Source organism: Tengunoibacter tsumagoiensis, from assembly GCF_003967535.1.
In the GTDB taxonomy this organism is placed as follows: Bacteria; Chloroflexota; Ktedonobacteria; order Ktedonobacterales; family Ktedonobacteraceae; genus Tengunoibacter; species Tengunoibacter tsumagoiensis.
This window is the reverse complement of record NZ_BIFR01000002.1, coordinates 1,806,929-1,829,611: the sequence shown is the minus strand read 5'-3', so window position 1 is coordinate 1,829,611 and position 22,683 is coordinate 1,806,929. Positions and strand designations below refer to the sequence as shown.

At 48.6% G+C, this 22,683-nt stretch carries 17 protein-coding genes; 11 read left to right on the top strand and 6 right to left on the bottom strand.

Annotation, left to right across the window (positions count from 1 at the left end):
- Positions 1-19: 19 nt before the first annotated feature.
- Positions 20-142, top strand: a complete 123-nt coding sequence (locus EL628_RS30915) for a hypothetical protein (RefSeq protein WP_281276580.1) — start codon at positions 20-22, stop codon at positions 140-142.
- A 194-nt stretch (positions 143-336) separates the two neighbouring features.
- Here EL628_RS30915 and EL628_RS27540 read toward each other — a convergent pair whose 3' ends face one another.
- Entirely contained in the window at positions 337-951 is a 615-nt protein-coding gene (locus EL628_RS27540; RefSeq protein WP_126583185.1) for a TetR/AcrR family transcriptional regulator, read from the bottom strand.
- Positions 952-1,329: 378 nt separating this feature from the next.
- Here EL628_RS27540 and EL628_RS27535 point away from each other — a divergent pair, with 378 nt between their 5' ends.
- The 4 genes from EL628_RS27535 (at position 1,330) to EL628_RS30910 (ending at position 6,255) form a co-directional block, all read left to right on the top strand.
- The gene (locus tag EL628_RS27535; RefSeq protein WP_126583184.1) at positions 1,330-2,625 is read left to right on the top strand and encodes an MFS transporter; all 1,296 of its coding nucleotides are present in this window, start codon (positions 1,330-1,332) and stop codon (positions 2,623-2,625) included.
- A 265-nt stretch (positions 2,626-2,890) separates the two neighbouring features.
- Positions 2,891-3,496, top strand: coding sequence for a TetR/AcrR family transcriptional regulator (locus EL628_RS27525; RefSeq protein ID WP_161975822.1), 606 nt, complete (start codon positions 2,891-2,893; stop codon positions 3,494-3,496).
- 310 nt (positions 3,497-3,806) lie between these two features.
- On the top strand, positions 3,807-5,681 hold the full coding sequence (locus EL628_RS27520) for a chloride channel protein (RefSeq protein WP_245994493.1): 1,875 nt from the start codon (positions 3,807-3,809) through the stop codon (positions 5,679-5,681).
- A 448-nt stretch (positions 5,682-6,129) separates the two neighbouring features.
- Positions 6,130-6,255: a hypothetical protein gene (locus tag EL628_RS30910; RefSeq protein ID WP_281276579.1), complete on the top strand. Its 126-nt coding sequence runs from the start codon at positions 6,130-6,132 to the stop codon at positions 6,253-6,255.
- A 17-nt stretch (positions 6,256-6,272) separates the two neighbouring features.
- Here EL628_RS30910 and EL628_RS27510 read toward each other — a convergent pair whose 3' ends face one another.
- The gene (locus EL628_RS27510; protein ID WP_126583181.1) at positions 6,273-6,986 is read right to left on the bottom strand and encodes a TPR end-of-group domain-containing protein; all 714 of its coding nucleotides are present in this window, start codon (positions 6,984-6,986) and stop codon (positions 6,273-6,275) included.
- Between the two features lie 330 nt (positions 6,987-7,316).
- On the opposite strand from EL628_RS27510, the gene EL628_RS27505 reads away from it, so the two are divergent.
- The gene (locus EL628_RS27505; RefSeq protein WP_126583180.1) at positions 7,317-7,703 is read left to right on the top strand and encodes a Het-E N-terminal domain-containing protein; all 387 of its coding nucleotides are present in this window, start codon (positions 7,317-7,319) and stop codon (positions 7,701-7,703) included.
- A gap of 38 nt (positions 7,704-7,741) precedes the next feature.
- Positions 7,742-14,065, top strand: coding sequence for an ATP-binding protein (locus EL628_RS27500; protein WP_161975821.1), 6,324 nt, complete (start codon positions 7,742-7,744; stop codon positions 14,063-14,065).
- A gap of 38 nt (positions 14,066-14,103) precedes the next feature.
- Here EL628_RS27500 and EL628_RS27495 read toward each other — a convergent pair whose 3' ends face one another.
- A complete protein-coding gene (locus EL628_RS27495; protein WP_126583178.1) occupies positions 14,104-14,724 on the bottom strand; it encodes a LysE family translocator in 621 nt (206 codons plus the stop codon).
- Between the two features lie 543 nt (positions 14,725-15,267).
- Here EL628_RS27495 and EL628_RS27490 point away from each other — a divergent pair.
- Positions 15,268-15,897, top strand: a complete 630-nt coding sequence (locus EL628_RS27490; RefSeq protein ID WP_126583177.1) for a GrpB family protein — start codon at positions 15,268-15,270, stop codon at positions 15,895-15,897.
- 213 nt (positions 15,898-16,110) lie between these two features.
- Positions 16,111-16,257, top strand: a complete 147-nt coding sequence (locus tag EL628_RS30040; protein WP_161975820.1) for a hypothetical protein — start codon at positions 16,111-16,113, stop codon at positions 16,255-16,257.
- Between the two features lie 117 nt (positions 16,258-16,374).
- Here EL628_RS30040 and speB read toward each other — a convergent pair whose 3' ends face one another.
- Complete coding sequence (gene speB, locus EL628_RS27485; protein ID WP_126583176.1) at positions 16,375-17,331, bottom strand: agmatinase; 957 nt, start codon at positions 17,329-17,331, stop codon at positions 16,375-16,377.
- A gap of 195 nt (positions 17,332-17,526) precedes the next feature.
- Here speB and EL628_RS27480 point away from each other — a divergent pair, with 195 nt between their 5' ends.
- Positions 17,527-18,432 carry a carbon-nitrogen hydrolase family protein gene (locus EL628_RS27480; RefSeq protein WP_161975819.1) on the top strand — a complete coding sequence of 302 codons (906 nt, stop codon included), beginning with the start codon at positions 17,527-17,529 and terminating at the stop codon, positions 18,430-18,432.
- 110 nt (positions 18,433-18,542) lie between these two features.
- Positions 18,543-20,012 (top strand): APC family permease, encoded by a 1,470-nt coding sequence (locus EL628_RS27475; RefSeq protein ID WP_126583174.1) that lies wholly within the window; start codon positions 18,543-18,545, stop codon positions 20,010-20,012.
- 187 nt (positions 20,013-20,199) lie between these two features.
- On the opposite strand, the gene EL628_RS27470 is transcribed toward EL628_RS27475, so the two are convergent.
- Together EL628_RS27470 and EL628_RS27465 are read right to left on the bottom strand one after the other, a co-directional pair.
- Positions 20,200-21,201, bottom strand: a complete 1,002-nt coding sequence (locus EL628_RS27470; protein WP_161975818.1) for a phosphotransferase enzyme family protein — start codon at positions 21,199-21,201, stop codon at positions 20,200-20,202.
- 29 nt (positions 21,202-21,230) lie between these two features.
- Entirely contained in the window at positions 21,231-22,526 is a 1,296-nt protein-coding gene (locus EL628_RS27465; protein WP_126583172.1) for a hypothetical protein, read from the bottom strand.
- Positions 22,527-22,683 lie beyond the last annotated feature (157 nt).

Sequence of the window (22,683 nt, the reverse complement as noted above, 5' to 3'; positions counted from 1 at the left end):
GCAGACCTGGAGAATCTTTATGTGTTCAGCATCATTCTTTAGCTTTCTCACGGTGAGCGTGCTTACCATGAGTCGTGCCAGACGTGCACAGCAGCACTGGGTACAACTCAAAGAAGTCCAACCCATCGAAGCCAGCAAATAAAGAAGAATTTTCCAGCCGACCCCTGGACTTCCTGGCCTGTAACAGGCCAGGAAGTCTCTTTGTTTATTCTTATAGCCTTTGTTTTGTGTGAATGAGCCTGTTAGGAAAGAGCGTGAAACATAAGAAGCGTTTCTACTAAGCCTGGAAAAACCGCTTCCCGCGAGCCGATGAGGACAACCTCGTTGCATCTGGTCTCAACTGAGGAAAGGTTCAAGGTATCGGTGTAACGCATTTTTCAGTTCCTGGACGATCAGCCTTTTTCTCTCCTCTTCTTCCTGCAGGATCAGCAGGAGCGCCGCTTTAAAGATCTGGACGCTCATCAGAGCGCTCAGGCTGCATTGCGCTGAAGTGAGGGCTGGAGCACGCCTCTGTAAGCCGATCTCAAAGTGGGATTGCAGTTCTTGCGGTAATGCATGTGTAAGCTTTGTCACGCGCGAAGAGACAGGAGTAGTTAAGAGGATGTGGAACGCTGGATGGGCCAGATGAAACGCGAGCAGGGTATCAATGACTTGATCCAACCAGAGAGAGAAGGGAAGCTCTGCCCTCTCGACGGAAAAAACAGTATCATAGGCTTGTCGGAGTTCCTCCGTATATCTGCTCGCCAGAGCCAGAGCAATTTCCTCTTTGTTGGAGAAGAATTGATAAAGGGAGCCAGGAGAGATGGCAGCCTGGGCGGCAATATGATTGGTCGTGGCTTCTTCATAGCCCATGTGTGCAAAGACCGTTTCAGCTGCATCCAGAATGGAAGCCATGCGCTGTAATCCGCGTGCCCGTCGCTGGATTGGTTGGGCATCTTTCTGCTGGTCCATAGAATCCTGTCAATTTATCCCTTGCCTGTAAAGTCCGATAGCGTTTTTCTTCGCCAGATCCCTTGACAACACGATTTTTTACTTGTACAATTGTTCGATAAAGCGAGTTTTTACTCGCCTAAGTAATATACCATGGCTAGAAGGATTTGTCCATCAGAGGCAGAGGTGAGAGTAAGTAGTTCATCACGAGAAGACAGCATATCGTGATGGTATAGGTCTACGTATTACCCCTCATCTGGACGACATGTCATCAGTTGTCACTCCAAAGGGAGTGAATGATGCATGTTACTATCCTTGCAGGCTCCATTGCTGATAGAAATCTTTCTGCGAGCCAAGAAATGGGAAAGCAAAAAGCGCAATTTTTGAAAGGATAGAGGGATGCAAACAGACGTACAACAAGAAGGAGTGTACGAAGAGACCCCGACAAAAAAGAGTGCTCTAGGAACACAGGCACTCATCTTTATGATGATAACGGCCCTGCTCAGTGCGATTGGCTTTGGTATTATCAGTCCGGTAGTGCCTTTCCTGGTTCGCCCCTACGTTGCTCAAGCGAATGTCGCTGTGACGATGGGCTGGGTCACTTCGATCTATGCGCTGTGCCAGTTGTTTGCGGCTCCCGTATTGGGAGCTCTCAGCGACATCTGGGGACGGCGCTGGCTGCTGCTGCTCTGTCTGTTGGGTTCAGCCATTGGCTATTTCCTGATGGGCATCGGTGGGGCTCTGTGGGTACTTATTTTAGGGCGAGTCATAGATGGGATTACGGGTGGCAACTTCAGCATCCTCGCGGCCTACATTGCCGATGTGACCAGGCCAGAGGATCGTGGGAAATACTTCGGGCAACTTGGAGCCATGGTTGGTGTGGGCTTTATTCTTGGCCCCGTGATGGGTGGCTTCCTGGCACGCTTTGGGATCTCCGCGCCCCTCTACGCGGCGGCGGGCATCACGCTGCTCAATATCGTGCTCGGATTGTTCGCTCTACCAGAGAGCCTGAGCAAAGAGCAGCGAGCGCAGTCGCAATTCGACCGCTCCGTCTTTAATCCGCTGCAACATTTTGTCAAAATTTTTACGATGAAGCAGATCTTCTGGCTTTTGATCGTCATGTTCTGTTATACCCTGCCCTTCTCGGCCATACTAGGTGGACTCAATGGCATACTAGCCATTGATACACTGGGATGGCATGCCGAACAGATCGGCTACATGATGCTTGGCGTTGGGTGTGTAGATATTCTGATGCAAGGCGTGCTCAGTGGAATGTTGCTCAAGCGCTTCTCTGAGGCTGCACTGACCATTAGTGGACTGATCTGTGTCGCGGCCTCGTATGTGTCTCTGACCCTGCTCGCCATCTATCCCTTTCCCCTTTTTATGTTCGCAATGATCGCGCTCTGGGGGATTGGTTCAGGCTTAATCGAACCGGCCTCGCGTGGCCTGCTCTCGCGCATGACGCCACCTGAAGACCAGGGAGTTGTCAACGGTAGCAGCCAATCGATACAGTCATTGTGTCTGATCGTTGGGCCATTGCTCGCGGGTTGGGCCTATGGCTATCTTGGCAGGAGCGTTCCCTTCCTGGTAGGAGCAGCCATCTTCCTGTTGGGTATCGTAGCCATGTGTCTTGCCATGCCGATGGTACGTCGTGCCGTCAAAGCCAGCGAAGCAGCCCCTATTGGCATCGAATAGTCTTTGACAAGCAAGTCCTGAGGGGAGGATCTAACAAACAAGGTCTACCAGTAATGCGACCTACAAGATGCACGTCGGCTGTCCCAGGCAACTCGGCAGTATAGGTGTCGAAGGATCCGCCCATCATTGGAGACAGAACTGAGACCTCGTTTATCGAAAATGTTTGCTTGACACAGAATCTGCAAGCAGAGTATAGTAACATCCTGAATGACTGGCCACCCAGTATAGGGATAGATGCTAGTAAATGTGTTATGAGGAGGCGAGATTGCCAAAAATAGTAGACGAACAGATGCGTGAGGCAACTCGTCGCCACATTATTCATCAGGCTGCCAGCGAATTTGCGCGACTTGGTTTTGATCAAGCAAATATTAATACTATTGCAGAACAGGCTGGTATTGGCAAAGGAACAATCTATCTTTACTTCGAAAATAAACGTGAACTATTTCTGGCAATGTTGCGCTTGATAGCTCAAGAGCATATTGCAGCGATTCGGACGGCTCTGGCACAGGATGGGACTATTGAGCAGCGATTGGAATGGCTTTTTGGTGCCTTTGCTCGCCTTGCTCAACAGGAACGAGATAGCTTCAATGTATATATGAGTGCGCTTTATGGCGTCAATCGCTCTTTTCAAGCGGAGGCAACCAGGCTTTTGCGTGATTATGTGACAACTATTGCCTTGCTACTGGAACAGAGCCAGGCACGTGGAGAGATTGAATGTTCGGATGTCGAGGCCACAGCACTCATGATCCTTTCGCTTACTGAGTCATATATCCTCTCAGCGATTGTATTGGGACAATCCGAACAGAAGATTCTCTCGCAGGCAAATCTGATCTCCAAACTGGTGCTTAAGGGGCTTCTCCCTTCCTCCTGATCTTTAAGATACTTGCTCCTTTTATCTTATGGATCCAAAATTGTCAGGCTCTCCCAACCAGACTGCACCGGCGTTGCTATCCAGAAAGTGTATCGTGAAGATTGTCATCGGCACACTCTGAAATGAAGAAATTGACCAGCTGCCCATTTATGTTCTATACTATGCATGTACATTGGTGAAATAGCTTACCCAAAACAGATTATACCTCCCTGGATTTTTATGTCTTTATAATGAGTGGTCGCCCACTCATCAAAAAACTTGCAGGCTATGTATTGTTTTTTTGTACAGCAGTAGAGATGGAGAGTCAAGAATGCGCATAGAGTCAGAGTCTACGATGGAAGCACATTTTTCGCGACGTTTGTTCCGCTTTTGGCAGCTGCAACACGGCTTTGAAAGCCCTCGTTATCTGTTGAAGTGGTTGATTTTAAGCACATTGATTGGGATTGTGGCTGGATTAGGGGCTATTCTCTTTTATGGTGCCATTCATATTGCCAATAGCTGGTTTATCGAAGGAATTATTGGATACACTCAGCCCAGCCCTGCTGGTGAAGGGGCCACCAGCGTGATGTCTTTCTGGAGTTCGGCGCGTCCCTGGTTGCTACCCGTTGTTACAACGCTCGGGGGGCTGGTCGCTGGCCTGATTGTGTTTACCTGGGCTCCGGAGGCCGAAGGCCATGGGACAGATGCAGCCATTAAGGCTTTTCATGAGGGAACATCTATCAGAGCGCGTATTCCATTGATCAAACTGATTGCGTCGGCTATCACAATTGGGACAGGAGGTTCGGCTGGTCGTGAGGGACCAGCTGCACAAATCAGTGCTGGTTTTGGTTCTATCTTAGCCAACATCCTTCATCTAAATATTCAGGATCGACGGATTGCACTTGCAACTGGCATGGGTGCTGGGATTGGAGCTATTTTTAGTGCTCCGCTGGGAGGGGCCATTCTGGCAGCTGAGATTCTCTATAAAGATGACCTGGAAGTGGAGGCTATCATGCCTGCCTTAATGGCTTCGATTGTTGGATATAGTATTTTTGGCGCTTATTCTGGATGGCATACTATTTTCTCTGTGCCTACGAATCTGGCATTTAGTTCCCCTCCACAGTTGCTCTACTATGTCGTTATTGGTATTCTTTGTGGCCTCATTGGTCGGTTCTATGCACATGGATTTTATGGGATAACGCATCAATTTCATCGTCTGCCACTCCCAGGATGGCTAAAACCTGCTCTTGGTGGTCTGCTTGTTGGATTAATTGGGTTGGTGCTTCCTCAGGCTATTGGCATGGGGTATGGTTGGGTGCAGGTTAGCATGGGCGTTGGTCTGCTTTCACTTCCTCTCTGGGTTATTCTTTTATTGCCGTTTGTGAAGATTCTCACCACTGGGCTGACCGTTGGATCAGGTGGTTCTGGTGGTATCTTTGGCCCTGGTATGGTGATTGGCGGGATGGTTGGTGCGATTGTCTGGCGCTTGAGCTACCATGTTTTTCCAGGGGTACCCGAGATTCCAGGACCCTTTGTCATTGTGGCTATGATGGCGCTCTTTGGAGGAATTGCTCATGCTCCACTCGCTATTATGCTCATGGTAGCTGAAATGACTGGTAACCTTTCCTTACTTGCCCCTGCCATGATTGCAGTGAGTATTGCATCAATATTAGTAGGGAAAGATACCATTTATGGGAGTCAGTTGAATTCACGAGCAGATTCTCCCGCGCATCGTCTGCAAATGTCGTTCCCACTTCTGTCTACTCTGGCTGTGCGTCAGGCCATGTCTGAATTAAAACTATGGTTTTCGCCTCAACAGACTGTTGCTGTCATAGAGCTGCAACTTGCCGATGAGGTCTTGATTGGGGCTCCAGTTATCGATTCCGAAGGGAATCTACAGGGTATTGTAACCTTGGCAGATATTCAAACGATTCCTATCGACCAACGCTCTCAGCAGACAGCTCAAGAGATTATGCATACGCATATACTCACTATAGATGCTGATGCACCTCTTGATGAGGCACTTGAACAATTAACAAGTGCGCGTGTTAGTTGGGCTCTTGTGGTTGAGCAGGATTATGTTACATCGTCTCAGAAAACGTTGGGAATAGTAACTGCGGCCAGTATTGCCCAACTTTATCGTCAAATCCTGGCAGGAGAGGCCCAGGAGACACGCCTAATGCTCTCAGAGACACGATTTTCATGAGAGCAGTGGAGCAGTTTTCTCTACTCTATTCATCCTTTTCAGGTCCTGCTGTCCAAACTCTCTCCATCAGGACCAGTTATTCATTCTTCTTCTCCCTCTTCAATGCGGTCATTGAATAAACGGGAAACGAACGTGCCCATCTGGCACTTTAAAGTGGTATTCCAAAGAGGCACGTTCGCTTCTTGTTGGGAGACGGCATCAATATGTAAGGCTGGGCTAAGTCAGGCTTGCGCTCTATGATATTCTTGAGGGGCTACAGGCGCCGTTTTGCTGATGATCGTCGGTACCATAAGTTGATCTCCTAAAGGTGGGAGCAAGCCTTGTGTTAGAAGTAGCGTATCCTACTCGGTCAAACGAGGACGTGCCCTTTACAGTTTGATAAAAAGAGGCTATTTCAGGCGAAATGCGCTCCAAATAGACACTTTATAAGAGATAGGAGCAAATATTTATGGAACAAATGCCAGAGTGGCTTAACGCGACACTTGCATCGGACGCAAGTGAAGGTGAAGGTGTTCTGCCTAATACTATACTTCCGCTCCCAACTCAGGAATCCTTTGTCTATGGAGGTTTCTAAGTTGGGACCCCTATTATTTAAGCCAGTTGATCGCGCAATGTGATCAGTTCAGGATCGTTGAGTGATCGGTCTTTGAGACGAGGGGAGAGGATGAACGCTTCCTGTAAGAGCGTAAGTGCCTTCTCTTGCAGGTTCTGTTGGGCGTAAAAGCAGGCGAGATTATAGAGAAAGCTTCCTTTGACCCATTCTGGTAGCTCAGCCTGAAGAATTCTATTGACGCAATTCTCACGGATCTGAATTGCTCGTGGAAGGTCGTGATGGTCGGCATAATACTGTGCAAGATGTTCCTGATCGTGCTCGTAGCAACTGCCAAGGAAAGCTGTATACAATGGTCGTTCGCCAGAAATTGACGCAAAGCGAGTAGAGCTGGTCAGATCTTCTTCACTGAGTTCTTCAGCTAGCTTGATGAGTTCGGCATAGACGCGCTCGGATTCACTGTGAATATCTGACCACGGATACTGCTGATACTTTTCAAATGTACTCCTGTTACTCAGTTCCTCATCTTCAATGTCGGGAGGGAGCTCCTGTTGATGGGCTATAGCCGTCAATTTCAGGATAAGGTTCTGATGCCAGAACGTCCGATGAGCGATGTGATCTTTAGCAGACCAGTGCTCGAAGGTTCCAATCGCAGTGCGTTCAGACTCATTTAAATCCTGCCAGAAAGCTTCTTCATCACGATGACCCTGTCGTAAGAGCTCAAGGATGATGGTCTTAAAAGGCTGTGCGGTCATGATGTGCCCTTTCAAATATAGCAACTCAAATGTAGCGACTCAAATTTATAATCAGAGTATCGCATGAAAAGCGGTCAGATCTGGCCCTATTTTTCCGCTCTCTAAAATAATGCCCTTGCTGATTGGGCATGAGGCCCCCCATCCAGGCGATAGAAATGAGTCAACATCTACGTGAATTGAATGTAGGGTTCTGTTCATCATGTTAATTTTGCCTCTTTAACACGTTTGATAGATAGAGCAAGAAATAATTGCCGTCTTCTTGTTTGCACACAAACGATTTTATAATGCATCGCTTGAAATAGAATCTTCTAAAGAAAGGTTGTATTTTGTATGGACCCGGTTAGTTTCGCCTTGATTACAGCGATTAGTGCAGGGGCCACGAACGCTGTCACTGAAGCAACGAGTTCTGCTATCAGCACTGCTTATACCGCCTTGAAAACACGGCTACTGGAGAAAGTCCATCCACAGCATCCTAAAGTCCCCCAGGCTCTGACCGAATTAGAGGCATCGCCCGCCTCACAGGGCCGCCAGGCTGTGCTGGTAGAAGAGATTACGGCAACGCAACTTCCTCAGGATGCAGAACTGGTCAGATTGGCTCAGGAACTTCTCAATCAGATCAAAAAGACATCTGCGAGCTCTCAGATCATCCAACAGGTCAAAAACAGTGCGGTTTCCAATACGGGTACTGCCAACTACTATAATATCAAAGGCGATTAACATAGTACACGCGAGTCATGATGAGTAAGAAGGATGCGATGAGTCAGCACGACGAGCAAGCACCATTGCAGTATATTGGACAGGCGAGTAATAGCGCGGTCTCCAATGGGGGTACCGCCAACTACAATAACATTACGCTATCTGTTCATCTTTCACCACAAGCTCCACAGGGAAAGCATATTCATGACTTTCACTCCGTGATTCAACGTACCCGAGAAAAGTTTGTTGGAAGGCAGCAGGAACGCAATGAGATCCGGGCATTGATTGCCCAGGTACAGAAAACGGGTGGCTATGTCATCATTCAGGGACAGGCAGGGCAAGGGAAAAGCAGCATAATTGCTAAGATGATCGATGAATATGGTATAGAGAAGGTTGCCCATTACTTTATTGGCATCAATCCGGACCCCCATGAACAGAGAGCTATTATGTGTTCTCTGATGGAATACCTGATCCGTAAACACCGTCTTTCTGAGACTTTGATCCAGAATACGGAGATTGATTTACTCCGGATCGAATTTCATAATTTCCTCATCGAACTGTCTGCACAAGGCATTCAGGAAGTTCTCTTTATTGATGGCCTGGACCAACTGCTGCGCAATGAACATGGCGAGCGGAATCTCAGCTTCCTTCCCGAAAACCTTCCTCAGGGTATTGTGTGTGTCATAGGAACGCGCCCCGACGATACCATAGTAGAGCTCGAAGCTCTTAAACCCCGCCGACATTATACCCTTCCTCCTCTCACAAAGAGTGACTTCGAATTATTGCTCAAGCACTACCACGTCTCTCTGGATGAGGAGCGATGTTATCAGGTCTACCAGAGTTTGCAAGGAGCACTATACCTCAGTTTATTTGCAAACATAGTGGTAGAGCAGGCAGGAGCAGACACAGAGATTACACAGATCATCCAGGATATCACGGAAGATCCAAATAATCTCTTCTCACGCGCAATACGGCGCTTGCAAAAGCTCAATAATGATTGGCAGGCTATCCTCAAACCAATTCTCTGTCTCCTGACCATGGCGCACAGCCCGCTGTCCATTCATCATATCCATCAGATCATAGGTATTAGCAGTGATGGCATTAAATCCAATATTCAGCGACTCGAGGGCCTTTTACTTAAAGACGAGCAACACTACGGCCTTTATCATATGAAATTGCGTGAATTTCTGCAAAAACCTGCTAATCTGATCTTTGATGAGAAAGATGTTCTTCTCTGCCATAAAAAACTGGCTGATTGGTGTGAGAGAGAGAAGCATCCGTGGGAGCCAGAGGATCGTAGTTCAGATCAGAAGCATCGTAATTACGCGCGTCTCTATTACATTACACACCTTCACAGTGCTCAAGACTGGGAGCGGTTATTTGAGGTACTTAATAGCGAAGAATTTGCGCGGAGACGAATGCACTCCAGTGATCTTGATACACACGTCTATGCACAGGACCTGGACCTGGGTCGGCAGGCCATTATCTCATTTGCGCAAAAGAACCCTGAAGTAGACCAGATCACATATCTGCCTCTGCTCTGGAAATGCACCCTGCTCCGTTGTAGCCTGACTGGCAAGAGCACTCTTTATCCTGCTGGCACCTACCGCCTGCTTCTCTTGCTTGACCGTAAACAAGAGGCACTCGGATTGGTGGATCTGCTAACAGACAAATTTGAGAAGGCAAAGGCGCTCATAGAGATTGCCCAGGAGCTGGTAATGAAGCCAGACACACCTAAAACAGTATCTAGTGAACTCTTAAGCAAAGCTCAAGACCTGGTTTGTGAGATCAAGGACCAGACCCAGGAGCAGGGTCAACTACTCAAACATGTGGCAAGACTATTTACAAATCTGGGGCAATGGCAGAAAGCTCAAGGAGCAGCTCAAAAGATAGAACAGGCCTATCTCCGCGCAGAAGGCTTGCGCGATATTGGTGATGCACTTGCGAGAGAAGGTCAACTCAAAGAAGCTGTAGAGCTCTGGCAACAAGCTATACAGATCATACAATTGCGTAAGAACAGTGAAGAGAAATTCCAGTTTAACTATGAAATGGGCAAAGTATTGGCTCGATACAAACAGGATGAGCAAGCTCAAACAGCCTGGCTTGCCGCACTGAAAAGCTTATCATTCCTGCACGATACCCGACTGTATCCTGGAGGCTACTGCAGTATCATTAATGAAGTAGCGCGGACTTCACGAGCGAAGAGATCTGATCATGCTGTGCTAGAGGCAGTGCAGACAGCCATTAATACTCTGTCACCAGGCCCCCACAAGGATCGCATCGTACAGGCACTGAAAGAGTTATTTTTTCACCGCATTTCTCTTATGAATACAGATCCTGAGAGCAGAGCTGAAGACGAAACTTCTGAAAGAGAAAACGCACATACATCAGCAATCGGCATCATTAACCTCTTAAAAGATAAAGAACAAAAAGCGAAAAGTACGTATGAGCTCGCAAAGATCTTGATACAATTTAACCAATGGGCAAGTGCGAGCAACGTTATTGACACTATTGAAAAGATCCAGTTCAAGGTGCAGGCTCTTATCGCATTGGGAGAGGCACTGGCTGTAGAACAGAAGCGCGAGCAAGCTTTAGAAGCCTGGACAAGGGCCGAAAATGTCATCCAGTTTTCCCACGTAAACGAGCGAAAGATACAGCTACTCCATACTCTCGCACAGGCACTGACCAGAGAACAGGATGACCAGCAACCACAAACTCTCTGGAAAGAGATCGAGCGACAGGTCAACGCTCTCCAGACAAGTAGCCTCGATGGAGAGAGCTTATGGCGGCTTGGGTCTCTTTTCAGCATGATTCAGCAGCCAGAGAAAGCATTTGTGCTACGGAAGCAGGCACAGCAGCAGATGGTAGATATGCCCAATAGTGACCAGAAATATCAGTTATGGCATACACAGGCCCACTTTCTGATAGAGACACGGGAATGGGAGCAGACTGAAGAGCTCTTGTTGCAGATTGTCAGCAGCTATCAGTGGACAGATATGAGCAACGAACTGATAGTCAAACTCTTGCATCAGCAACAATGGGAGATCGTTCAGTCAATTATCACTGCCATCAAGGACGTGCAGATACAATCGCAGCTCTCTTATCTGAGTGCAAACAGCGCAAAGTTGGTTCGGAATTGGGATCAGGCACTCCATTTCAGCACTAGCATTGAGCTTATCGATCTGCGTGTGCAGGCTCTCTGTGAACTCTGGTTGGAAGTAACTCGTCAGAGACAGATCCAGTGGGCACAGAGAGTGCAGCAGTGCATTGAAAAGACCATCATTGCCCGTAAAAAAAAACGCACCCAGAGAGACCAGGCAAGATATCAATGGAGCAAGGCTCTTCTGGCAGCGCACCAGTATCGCCAGGCACAATCAATTATCTCAGCAATCTCGGAGCCCCTCTTACGGGCAGAGGCTCTGATCGAGCTTTGGAATACCTTGCTACAAGGTGAGCACCAGCGGAGGGTTCAATTCGTATGGTCGAGTATCACCAAAATAATGCCAACGCTACAATCTGGCGAGCAAGCCAATTCTCTTTTAAGAAGAATAAGTGAAATTTTAGCAAACCGTAAACAATGGGCCCAGGCCGACCGCTTCATCCAGACCATTGATGATGAGGCGATACGTGCGCAAGCTCTCCAATCTCTAGGGAAAGCCCTGGCATTGGCCCACGACTGGAAGAGAGCAAAAGCCGTAATAGAAACCATCGAGAATAGTCACCATAAAGTCGTGGGACTGCACCTCATCGCGCATGAATATCAGCGGGGACGACCAGTAGAAACGGCCTACCCTCTCTGGGAACAGGCAAAGAAGCTTATTGGAGCGATAGAGGATATCGAGCAAAGAGATCATCAGTATCTACTCGCCCTGAAATTTCTGCTTCAAGCGCAGCAGTGGAAGCAAGCCAGGGCCATCATAGCCCTGATTGCCAACGCCAGTCAGCGCGATGAGGCGAGCCTTCTCTGCCTCGAAGCGATCGTCCAGGAAAAACAGTGGAAGCAAATGCTACTGGTCATTGATAATATTCCATCGGGCATAGTACGAGAGCAGGCCCGGCTGAGAGCAGCAAAAGCCCTGTATGAGGCCAAAGAGCCGGAGCAAGCCTGCGATATTCTGAAGCATATCAGGACCTCTGAGCTCCCACAAGAAGAGCAGATAGAGGTATGGGAATTATTGATCTCACTGGGAGAAACAAAAAAAGCGCAGAGCCTGTGGAATCTGTTGCATCAAAACATTACAGATATTGCCGATCATCATCAACGAGCACAGGGACTTCATGCATTGGCCGTAGCTGCAACACATGTCAGGCAATGGGAACAGGTGCAGAGGCTCATCGATTCCCTGGGATACACAAAGAAACATATTGACCTCTTTTGTCAGATTGGCTCAGCAGCACAGAGAGTCTATTACAAAGAACAGGCGTCTGCAGCATGGGAGAAGGCTGAGCAGGCGATCGACAATCTGAACGACTTGAACGAACGCCTGCGTGCACGCTGTCTACTGGGAGAGGTGCTTACACAAGCTCAGGAGCAGACAAAGGCCAATGGCGTATGGTCAAAAACAGTACAGATCATGTATACCGAGCCTGGCCTCTCCTTACAATCACTCTGTCTGCTCGCAAGAGTCTTAACACAATCGCAACGAAAGAGAGATGCTGAGCTTGTCTGGGAACAGGCTGAAAAAAATATCGCTACGCTGCAAACACAGCCAGAAGCGTATAGAGAGAACTTATACTACATTGGAGAGGCATATGCCCGTCTGAACATGAACGAACGTGCAGAAACTATCTGGCTCAAAGCGGAATGCACCATCAATATTCTCGACTCGAGCGAGCAGCAACTGCTTTTTCTTGAAAAATTAGCCGAAGCATTTGCGCGTATTGAGCAGTATGCCTCTTCGCAGAGATGCCTGGAGAAGATCATCCAGTATCTGGATACCATGCAGGAGGCCACGCAAAAACAGCAATACCTGCAAGATCTTCTCAAAAAATTGGTAAATACCCGGCAGTGGAGGAGTGTCTGTGCCATTATCAACATGATCGGTGATATGAGACTACAGAAAAGTCTGTGGCGACTATATGCCTCTGATCTCCTTGTCGCTCAACAATGGGACTCGCTGCCCCCAGGCATTTTTATGGCCATGAGTAATCAGTTAGAATTAAACCAGCTATGTGAAATAGTCGAGGCCTTAATAAAAGCGGAGCGATACGACCAGGCTTGTGACTTTGTTGACGCCATCAAAGAGAACGGAAAACGCTCCTATGTTCTATGCAGATTGGGAATCGCGCTGGTTCAGGCAAAGCAAATGGGCCTCCTCAAAGAGATCTGGCAAAAACTCGAGGAAACCATTACCTCTCTTCAAGCCAATCACCAGCTCATACAGCAGGCTCTCCGCGAAATCGCTCAGGCGTTAGCCCAGGCTCAAAGATGGACAGATGCGGAGCAGCTCATTGCTTCCATCACTGATCCCTGGCAGCAGGTCCAATGCCTTGTGGTGCTAGGTGAAGCCTACACAAAAAGGAAGCAACCAGCACAAAAAGCACAGGATACCTGGAGTCTGGCACTCGACGTGCTAGAAGAACGCATTGGTAGCCAGAGAGAGCGAGCACAAGGATTGATCCTTATCGCGAAAGCCTTTACCAAAGTTGGAAGAGAAGAAGAAGCAGAAGCATTGTGGGAGAAGGCAGAGTCCATCATAAAAACAATGAAGGATAAGGACTGGCAATCTCAGGTCTTACATACGCTCGCAGAGAACCTTGCACAAGTCAGGCAGTGGGATCGTGCGGACAGTGTCATTGCAACTATTACAGTCCAGAGCCTGCGGGCCAGGGCATTGGGCAGACTTGTAGAAGAGTTGATTCGCCAGAATGATTTAAAGCGAGCCGAGGCCGTGAGCGAAAAAATACAGGATGAGGAGCAGCTTGCCCGAGCTCTGGTGTTGCTGGAAGGTGCATATGCGACAAAGAACGCAGGAAAAGCTCAGGAGATGGGAAACAGAGCCAACAGCGTGCTCAATGAAATGTTAGATAAGCAAAAAATGGTAGAGCCACTCTCCGCACGTGGAAGGTTTTTTTCTCTCCAGCGCAGATCGAACCAGGCAAACAATAGCTGCTGGAACCAGGCCAGAGACATTATTGAGCGAATGCCAGCGGGCCAGAAGCGCTCCTGGGCTATTCGCTCATTGGGCTATCATTTAGCCTCTGCGGAGAAACAGGAAGAACTATTATGTTTACTTCAACAATCCTGGTCGGAGATAACAACGCGAGAAGATGCAAATATCCTCTTCCCACTCGTCTCCAGTATTATTGTCCATCATCCCTCTCTCGGCATTGAGCTCTATGATACATTTCATTTTGTGAATCGAGTACTGAAAGAAGCGTAAATCTGTGATGTCTTGCAAAAGCAGACAGGTTGCTGTTCTTAACGGTTGAGACCAATCAGGGCAATCACCCCAAATAGAGATATAATCAGGCCAGAGATACGATTAATCCAGAGCATCCATTGGGGAGTAAAGCGTCCACGGACCAGATGAATACAGAGAGTTAGGAGTAGCCACCAGAGCGTCGAACCCAGAAAAACCCCAGCTACAACCAGCAGGGCAGTCACAGCAGTACTCTTTCCACTTCCTACGCCCAGACCGGCAAAGATGGCCGCAAAGGACAGGATAGTCAGAGGATTGGTCAGGGTCAGCAGAAATGTAGAGAGATATGCGTTTATCCAGCTACTGGCTCGGGTTGTGGTAGCTGCATGGTCGGCGGGCCTGATGAAGAGCGTTTTACCGCCCAGATAGATTAAGAACAGTCCGCCAATAATGCGAATCCAGATCTGCTGATGCACCAGGAAACTGGCGATCATAGTCAGGCCAAAGCCAGCAATACAACCATAGAGCCCATCAGCAGTGGCAATTCCCAGACCAGATACAAGGCCATAACGAAAGCCTTTGTGCAGGGTGCGTTGTATACACAGGATACTCATCGGCCCGACTACAGCAGCTACCGATAGACCAATCAACAGACCGCGTACCAAAAAGCCGATCTCCATCTTTCATTTTCTCCTCATACAGTATGTGTACCTGTCACAAAAAAGCCGCCAGACCTACGTAAGAGGTCTGGCGGCTTGCATCTCCAATGTTTTGCTCAGGAAGCAAAGAGCATGAGCAGCAAACCAGACCTCCAGAGGAGCTGATTTATCTGCTGCTGTTGTGCGCTTAAGCACTTATGCGATCGATTGTGTTTGGCTGAGTTCATTCATTTTCTTCTGCAAACACCGTCTAGCGGATGAGCTTAATAGATCATAGCTCTAGTATAGCAGGATAATTGTGGATCGTCGAGGATGCAACGCTTAATTGATCCCTTCAATATTTGGCAGAAACGCTGGGAAATGAGAAAAAAAGCTTCCTTTTTGGGCATATCTCAGATATACTTGCCTCCTGAGAAAAGAAGAGAAAGCACATTTACCACGGTAACGCACAAGCAAACGGTTGTTTCCTCAACAGGTGCAGTGACCAGGCCACAGAACACTTGATCACAGTTGGTCGGTCTACCGATGAGCAGGAGCCGTATAAAGAAGTGAAAGGAGATGTCCATGTCCCAGATCGATCACACTGTCGGGGACTTGCCCAAAGGGACAGAAAAAACAACCACTGAGGAGCAACTTCGGGCTGTCACGATCGGAGAGCGTGTGCCTCTGGCCGGGCCTATCCTCATCGCCGACTACAATCAAGAGTGGCCGAAGCTTTTTTCGCAGGAAGCTGAGCGAATCCAGGCCGCACTCGGCGACCGGGTTCTCTTACTTGAACATGTTGGCTCGACCTCAGTGCCGGGGCTGGCTGCCAAACCTATCATCGACATTTTACTTGTGATCACGGACTCAGTAGACGAACCAGCCTACGTTCCTGCCTTAGAGGCTGCTGGCTATGTATTACGCATCCGAGAGCCAGATTGGTACGAGCACCGTCTCCTCAAGAGAGTGGACCCGGCAATCAACCTTCATGTTTTCTCGCCAGGTTGCCCAGAGATCGATCGTCTGCTGCTCTTTCGTAACTGGTTACGAAGCAACGCCTCTGATCGTCAACTCTATGAGGTCACTAAGCGGAAGCTTGCGAGCCAGAATTGGAAGTACACACAAAACTATGCTGATGCTAAGACAACGGTGGTCGAGGCGATCCTTGCGCGAGCACGGGGAGACAGCAGCGAGGGAGACGTGCCAGGATGACCACTAGGGACAGCGCCAACGGCTCGGTGCCATCCGTAGTGAAATAGCTATGCAGGCCCAATTGCGAGAACCAGGGTAACGGTAATATGTGACTCTGGATGGTAAAACCTTACACGGAACCCGGCATCATCTGACCCCCGATTAGAAAAAGGTGCACCAGGCCACACTTTATGAAGTGGGGACGGGGGGGATGTGATCCTCAAAGAGCACATAGTGCAAGAGAAGGAAAGGGAGCAAAGCCGAGCGACGGCCCAATGGGTCAAAGAGTGGATGGTGAGTGCGGATGCCTTGCGGCGCTATGTGACGCTGCGAGAAGGTGCGCAAAGGCACGGCTTCTCGCATGCTCGCCATTCTCAATAGCTTCTTGCTCGGCTTGTTTTGACTGGTTGGGCGTGGCTCATGTCACCAGCCTGATGCGCCTCTATGCGGCACACCCGATCCTCGCCCTTCGCCTGTTTTTTCTCTTTGTACACAGAATTACATCGCCCTGGCACGTTTTTTCTGGAGAGCAATCAATGAGAGCATTTCATAGGCAACATTGGCAGCCAGCAGAGCAGTAATCTGTGTTGGATCATAGGAAGGGAGAACCTCGACAATATCGCAGGCGACAAAGTTGAGTCCATGCAGTCCGCGCAATAATTGTAAAGCTTCCCAACTGGTGACCCCACCAACTTCAGGTGTGCCTGTGCCAGGGGTGTAGGCTGGATCAACAAAATCAACATCAAAGGTCAGGAAGGCCGGTCCGTTCCCCACGCGTTCCCGCACTATCTGAGCAACCTCTGCCATCGTATGCTGGCGCATCTCATCATTGGGGAGGATAGCCAGACCAAGTTTTCGAGCCACATCATAATCACCAGCATCATAGAGCGGACCGCGCATACCAACCTGAATACAGCGCTGCGGATCCAGCAAGCCTTCTTCCAGCGCGCGTTTAAAGGTCGTGCCATGATTATATTTATGCCCAAAGTATTCATCCCAGGTATCACTGTGTGCGTCAAAATGGGCCAGCCCCAGAGGACCATGCTTTTTTGCAACCGCCCGTAATTCGGCCAGAGTGATCGAGTGGTCTCCGCCCAGACAGATGGGCACGATCCCAGCCTCCAGGATTGGTCGTAAGCCAGCCTCAATATGCGCGTAGCTATCCTCAATATAGCCAGGGACCACCGAGATATCACCGCCATCGGTTATTGAGAGGGTTCCAAAGACATCGACACCCTGTCCTGGATTGTAGGGTCGTAGCAGCGATGAAGCGTCGCGGATGGCAGCCGGACCAAATCTTGCTCCCGCTCGATAGCTAACGCCCGTATCAAAAGGGAGGCCAATAATAGTGGCATCAACATCTTCAGTTGTGGTAACAAATGGCAGGCGTGCAAACGTACGAATCCCACAAAAACGTGGTGATTGCAATGCATCGGTTGGTTGATAGTGTGGCATAGCTGCTCCTTTTTTTCTGTCCTGGACATCTGTATGTAATTATGCGTAAAGAATCGGCCATAAAGCAAGGGGCCTGTTAAGTTGATATAGATAAAACATCTGTATATTGACGTGTAACATATTCTAATGTTACCATTGTTTTATCTAATCAGCCAGGCATTATTTACGTCCTTGACCAGGGGGAATGCTTTATCGATGGTTATGTATACCGTAGCGACTGTGAGTATGCAAGTTAGCTTTGATCGAGAGAAGAATCTGTCCAGGTATCTCTATTATCTGGATCGAGCCTCTGAGATCGGTGCTGATCTGCTGGTGTTGCCAGAACAATCTCTTCAGGGGTATCTGCAAAACATTGCTGAATTGCGGATGGAGAGCCTGGAATATCAATATGCCCATGCAGAACCAGTGCCTGCGGGCCCTTCGACCCAGCTTTTGGTTCGAGAGGCCCAACAGCGTAACCTGTATATTATCTGGGGGATGACCGAGGTTGATGGAGAGGATGGCCCGGATGTGCTCTATAATACGGCGGTACTGGTCGGACCAGAAGGATATATTGGCAAATATCGTAAGGTCCATCAGCCATTGGATGAATTGCATATCTACTGGCCAGGGAATGAATGGCCGATTTTTGAGACGCGGCTGGGCCGTCTTGGGCTCTTGATCTGCTATGATAAGCAGTTTCCAGAAGCCGCCCGTGAGTTAACGCTGCGTGGTGCGCAAGTTCTTGTAATGCCGACGGCCTGGGCATTGACATGCGTTGGTGGTGATCCTGATCCAGAGCAGGATTATCAGTCATATCTCTATGATCTGTTCGAGTTGACACGAGCTGCCGAAAATCAACTCTGGTTTATCTCATCCAATCAATATGGGCGTTGTGGTGATCATGATTATCTAGGGCGTAGTCGTATCATTGCTCCTACTGGTCGCCCCGTGGCAGAGATTCTGTACGAAGAAGGCATGGTTTCTGCCCACATCGATATTCTGGATGGTATTGTGCGCGGTCGCACGACGCAGAGCCTTGGTTACAATGCACTACGAGATCGCCGTCCAGAAACATATACTGCGATCACTGCTCCGCGCGTTCCACGCGTTAAACAGTAGTCGCGTCGTTCTTGTTCTCTCACCTGTTGCTACGTATTGCCGCTGGCTTCTCGTATCGCCAACGGCCAGAAACTGTATCATTCTTTCCAATCGGAAAGGGGTTTCTATTTATGGAAGCAGGCGCTGAAAATCAGACTTCTTCAACCATCGTTCCTGTAGCACAATCTGTAGAGCAACCTCATCTCCAACGCAATGCCCTGACATTATTTGAAACCGTTTCGGCTACTCTTGCCAATCTCGCTCCGGCTGAAGGTATCTTCTTGAGTATAGGTCTGGTGGTCTCATTTATGGGATCGACTGCACCCTGGGTTTTTTTGATTGCCATGATCGCTGTTTTTACGCTGGCTAATACGATGAGTGAGTTCAATCGAGTCCGCCCCAGCGCAGGTTCGTTTGTTTCATACATAAGCAATGGGGTGCGGCCATATTCTCCTCGATTGGCTGTGTTTATTTCGACGACCTGCTTTGTGCTGCTGACGATCAGCTATCCCATCACAATTGCTGCGGTTGTGGTCTTTCTGGGCTCCTGGGTAAATTCACTTTTGCCAGCCCTCAACTGGATGCTGGTCTCTGTGGTGGCTGTGGCGATCTCTACTCCCTTGCTTCTGCGCGGCGTGGTCATCTCAACCATCTGGGCCTTTATTCTGTTCCTGATTGAGGCGGTTGGCCTGATCCTGCTCTCTCTGGTAATTCTTATTGTGGCTGGCAACCATATTGGGGCTCCCTTTACGAATCTGGGGGGAACGTCCAGCTTTAGTGGACTGACACTGGCCTTCCCTATCGCCATCTCGGGGTTTGTCGGTTGGGAAAACTCAGGTGCCCTGGCAGAGGAGGCCAAAAATCCACGTCGCCAGATTGCAATTACTGTCTTTACCTCTATTTTCATCGTTGGCTGTATCTACCTGCTCTCTTCCTATGCGGCTGTGGTTGGCTTTGCTGGTATTCCAGCCAAAGATGCCATGGGACAACTTGTCAGTGATCCTGCACCCTATCTGACATTAGCTCAACATTACATCCCCTGGTTTGCAGTGGTTGTGGGTATTGTAGGCATCACGAGCTCAGTGGGCTGCTATATTGCAGCAGCTAATTCGCAGACGCGCATCACATTTAATAGTGCCCGTGAAGGATTGCTGCCAACCTGGTTTTCACGTGTGACCAGGGGGCCTCATCCCATTCCTTATGCGGCCATCATTCTCTATACGGTATTAACATTGATCTTGATTATCCTACCTGGGATCTGGCTGACTCCTGTAGAGGTCTTTTCCTACGAGGCTACTATCGGTACAGTGCCCATCGTCCTGGTCTATATGCTTGCCAATATTGCTCTACCGCTCTATTTCTGGAAGGAGCGGCGTGATCAATTTAGCTGGTTTAAGCATGTCCTGGTCCCTTTGATTGGTATTGCTGCCTTGATCTTACCTTTATATGGCTTCTTTGCTCCTAATCAGCCCGCACCCTATAATTCCTTTGGTTGGATCTTTCTGGTGCTGGTTGGTCTCAGCATTGCCTGGGCCGCTTATATCCTGTTTACACGCCCCGAAGCGATCCGTAAGATTGGGAGTTTTGTTGCTGACGAATAAAAATCCCTTGTGCGATGTGATCTAGAGGTGATTCTACATATCCTTTTATTCAAGAAAAGGATATGTAGAATCACGGTTTTATGTTGATCGCTTATCGGCAAAAAATCCTCCTTCAGAGGTTGTGTCATGCCACAATTGAGTAGCTTATGGTAGCTCGAAGGTTGAGAAGTCAGGGGTGTTACCAGTATCAGATCTCTTGCTCAAAATAATCTTGTGCAATGGCTGTAATGTTTGCACTTACATGGTAACGTGCAAGCATTTTTTGTAGCCACACGTCCTCGGTCCATTTTTCAGACAATGAGGTGAGGCGTTTCTCCAATCCTACACGCAGTGCTAGCGTATAGCGTATTGCATCCTCAAGTAGATTCAGTTCTGTTGCTTGTGGCTTGCGCTGTTGACAGTATCCATGTACCACTGCGGCAATAGCGTCCTTATCTGCCTGCATAGTGGGTAACTGAGGTTTGCCCAGATGAGACGTCAATAGGAGATAGCCAACGTCCAGAAGAGCTGGTCCGATGCCAGCGCCATCCCAGTCAATGAGTGCCATGCCTCCAGGGGTCCGTATTGCATTGCCGGGCCAACAATCGCCATGAACGATTGTCTCTGGTAGAAGTCCAGCCAGTTGTGCCTGTTGTATATGGTGCAGTGAGGTGATTGCATCCTGGCAGAAAGGGATCAATTCGTCAGGAAGTAGCGGTAATGCCTGGGAAAGATGGTCAAGTGCAGATGAAGCAAGCCGCGTGGGACGTAGGAATGAGTCAGGGAGATGTCTACTCGCACCGTCCTCACGTATATTGTACGAAAGAGTGTGTAAACTGCCAGTACAATTGGCGAGCTGTTGCAAACTATGAGAGGTGAAATCTGCGAGATCACCCTCTAAAAATGATAGAAGGAGAGCCGTCCAACCTTCGTAATAAGCAAGGAGAGCTCCGTCACGGGTACGCATCACCAATGGGGCTGCAAAGCCATGTTGTTTCAGATAATCCAGTACAACGGCATGCCCGGTTAGTTCAACAGTAACGTCGGTCCGAAAGGCACGTAGTACAGAGGACGTGTCATCATCCCACATAACACGATAGATACCGCGATCCGCAAGCAGATACGGCGAAATTGGCTGCAACACTCCTTTGCGGTGGCCATTATAAGACTCTTCTACCAGTCTGGTCAGCAGTTCTTGTTGTTCAGACATTGCTTGTGTATCCTTTTTCGAAGGTTGATTCATTCTGCAAAGAGATCGGCATGCTGAATTTTGAGCAGTTTGCCTCCAAGGCGTGCCAGATCAGGGCTTCTCGCATAGCTGCTGGTAGCTCGTAGAGAGTGATACATATTGGCGAGACGGGTGATAAAGATAAACGAAGGTGTCTCTACAATGAGCTCTAAGGCTTGTTCAGCACATGATATAGCCATCTCTAACTGATTATTGAGAAGATATGCATCGGCCTCTACAATATCTGTATAGATGTATCTTCTTCGTGTGTGGGGATTGCTTCGATCTACATTCATCAATTCATGAACCGCATCCTGTCCACAGTGAAGCGCGACATAGGCCTCTGCCTTATCGATATGGTACCACTCATCATTAATATGCAAAAAGGTTGGGTCGCGTTGAAAATCAGCGGAGCTAATAATGGTTGCAGTTTTATCGATGGTCTGGAGGGCCTGTGTTTTTTCGGTGGCGGATTGAGCGAAGTAGGCCTGAACCAGACCTAATTCTGCAATGATAGCGCTCTGGAGAGGTTTATTGAGCGCTTTCTTTTTATGAGCTTCATCAACAAGGTGCAGCGCCAATTGAAACGAGCTTCGTGCAGCTTGCAGGTATGAACGTTGTTCGCTACGATTGGATTGGAGGCCCCACAGATCAAATTCAGCATAGCCTTTTAAGTAAGCGGCTTTTGCTCCCAGTTCGGCATACCCTTTCTCTTGCGCGAGAGAGAGCGCTTTCTGTAGAAAGGAGATCGCTGATTCAGAATAGCCTTGATCCCGGCGAATATTCCCATAGAGCACTAAATAGTGGCAGAGCAAAAAAGAAAACTGATTGCGCTGCTGTTGATTGCCATAGAGAACCTGTTCCTGTAGCAGGCTGATTTTCATGAGCAGCTCTTCAAGAATCTCGCGGGCAGGGTAGGCTGACCAGTGCTTCCAGAGTTGAAGTAAACGATCCGAATAGGCTGAGCTATCGATTTTCTCTTGCGTCAGTGATGTCATGCGCATCTCAGGATCAGAGAACGTCTCTGGCCTGAGGGCAGAGAGGCCCAGGTATGCAGGGGGAATATTCAGAATTGTGGCCAGAAGCCAGCGTCTTTTGGGATCAATCGGCACGTTGTTCTGTTGCTCCATTCTTTGAATCGTCCTTCCTGTAACCGGATCATCTTCACTCGCTACTTCATTATATACATCGGCCAGAGTCTGAGCGTTCTTCCAGTGGAGAACCTGTTTGCGCCAATACCGCATGACCTGTCCATAGTTGATGTTGCCATCTTCCAGCAAGAATTGATCGAGCTCAAAAGAAGCCATGAAATGGTCACCTCCTTTCATCATATACTCTAGTATAATGCTTTTTATCAATTTATTCTATATCAATGTGCTGAGATGCCCATAGCGGAACAGAGGTGAAAGAGATCTGAAGCCTGTCCGTAAGAGCAATAAAAAACGACACGAATGGCTGCTTTAT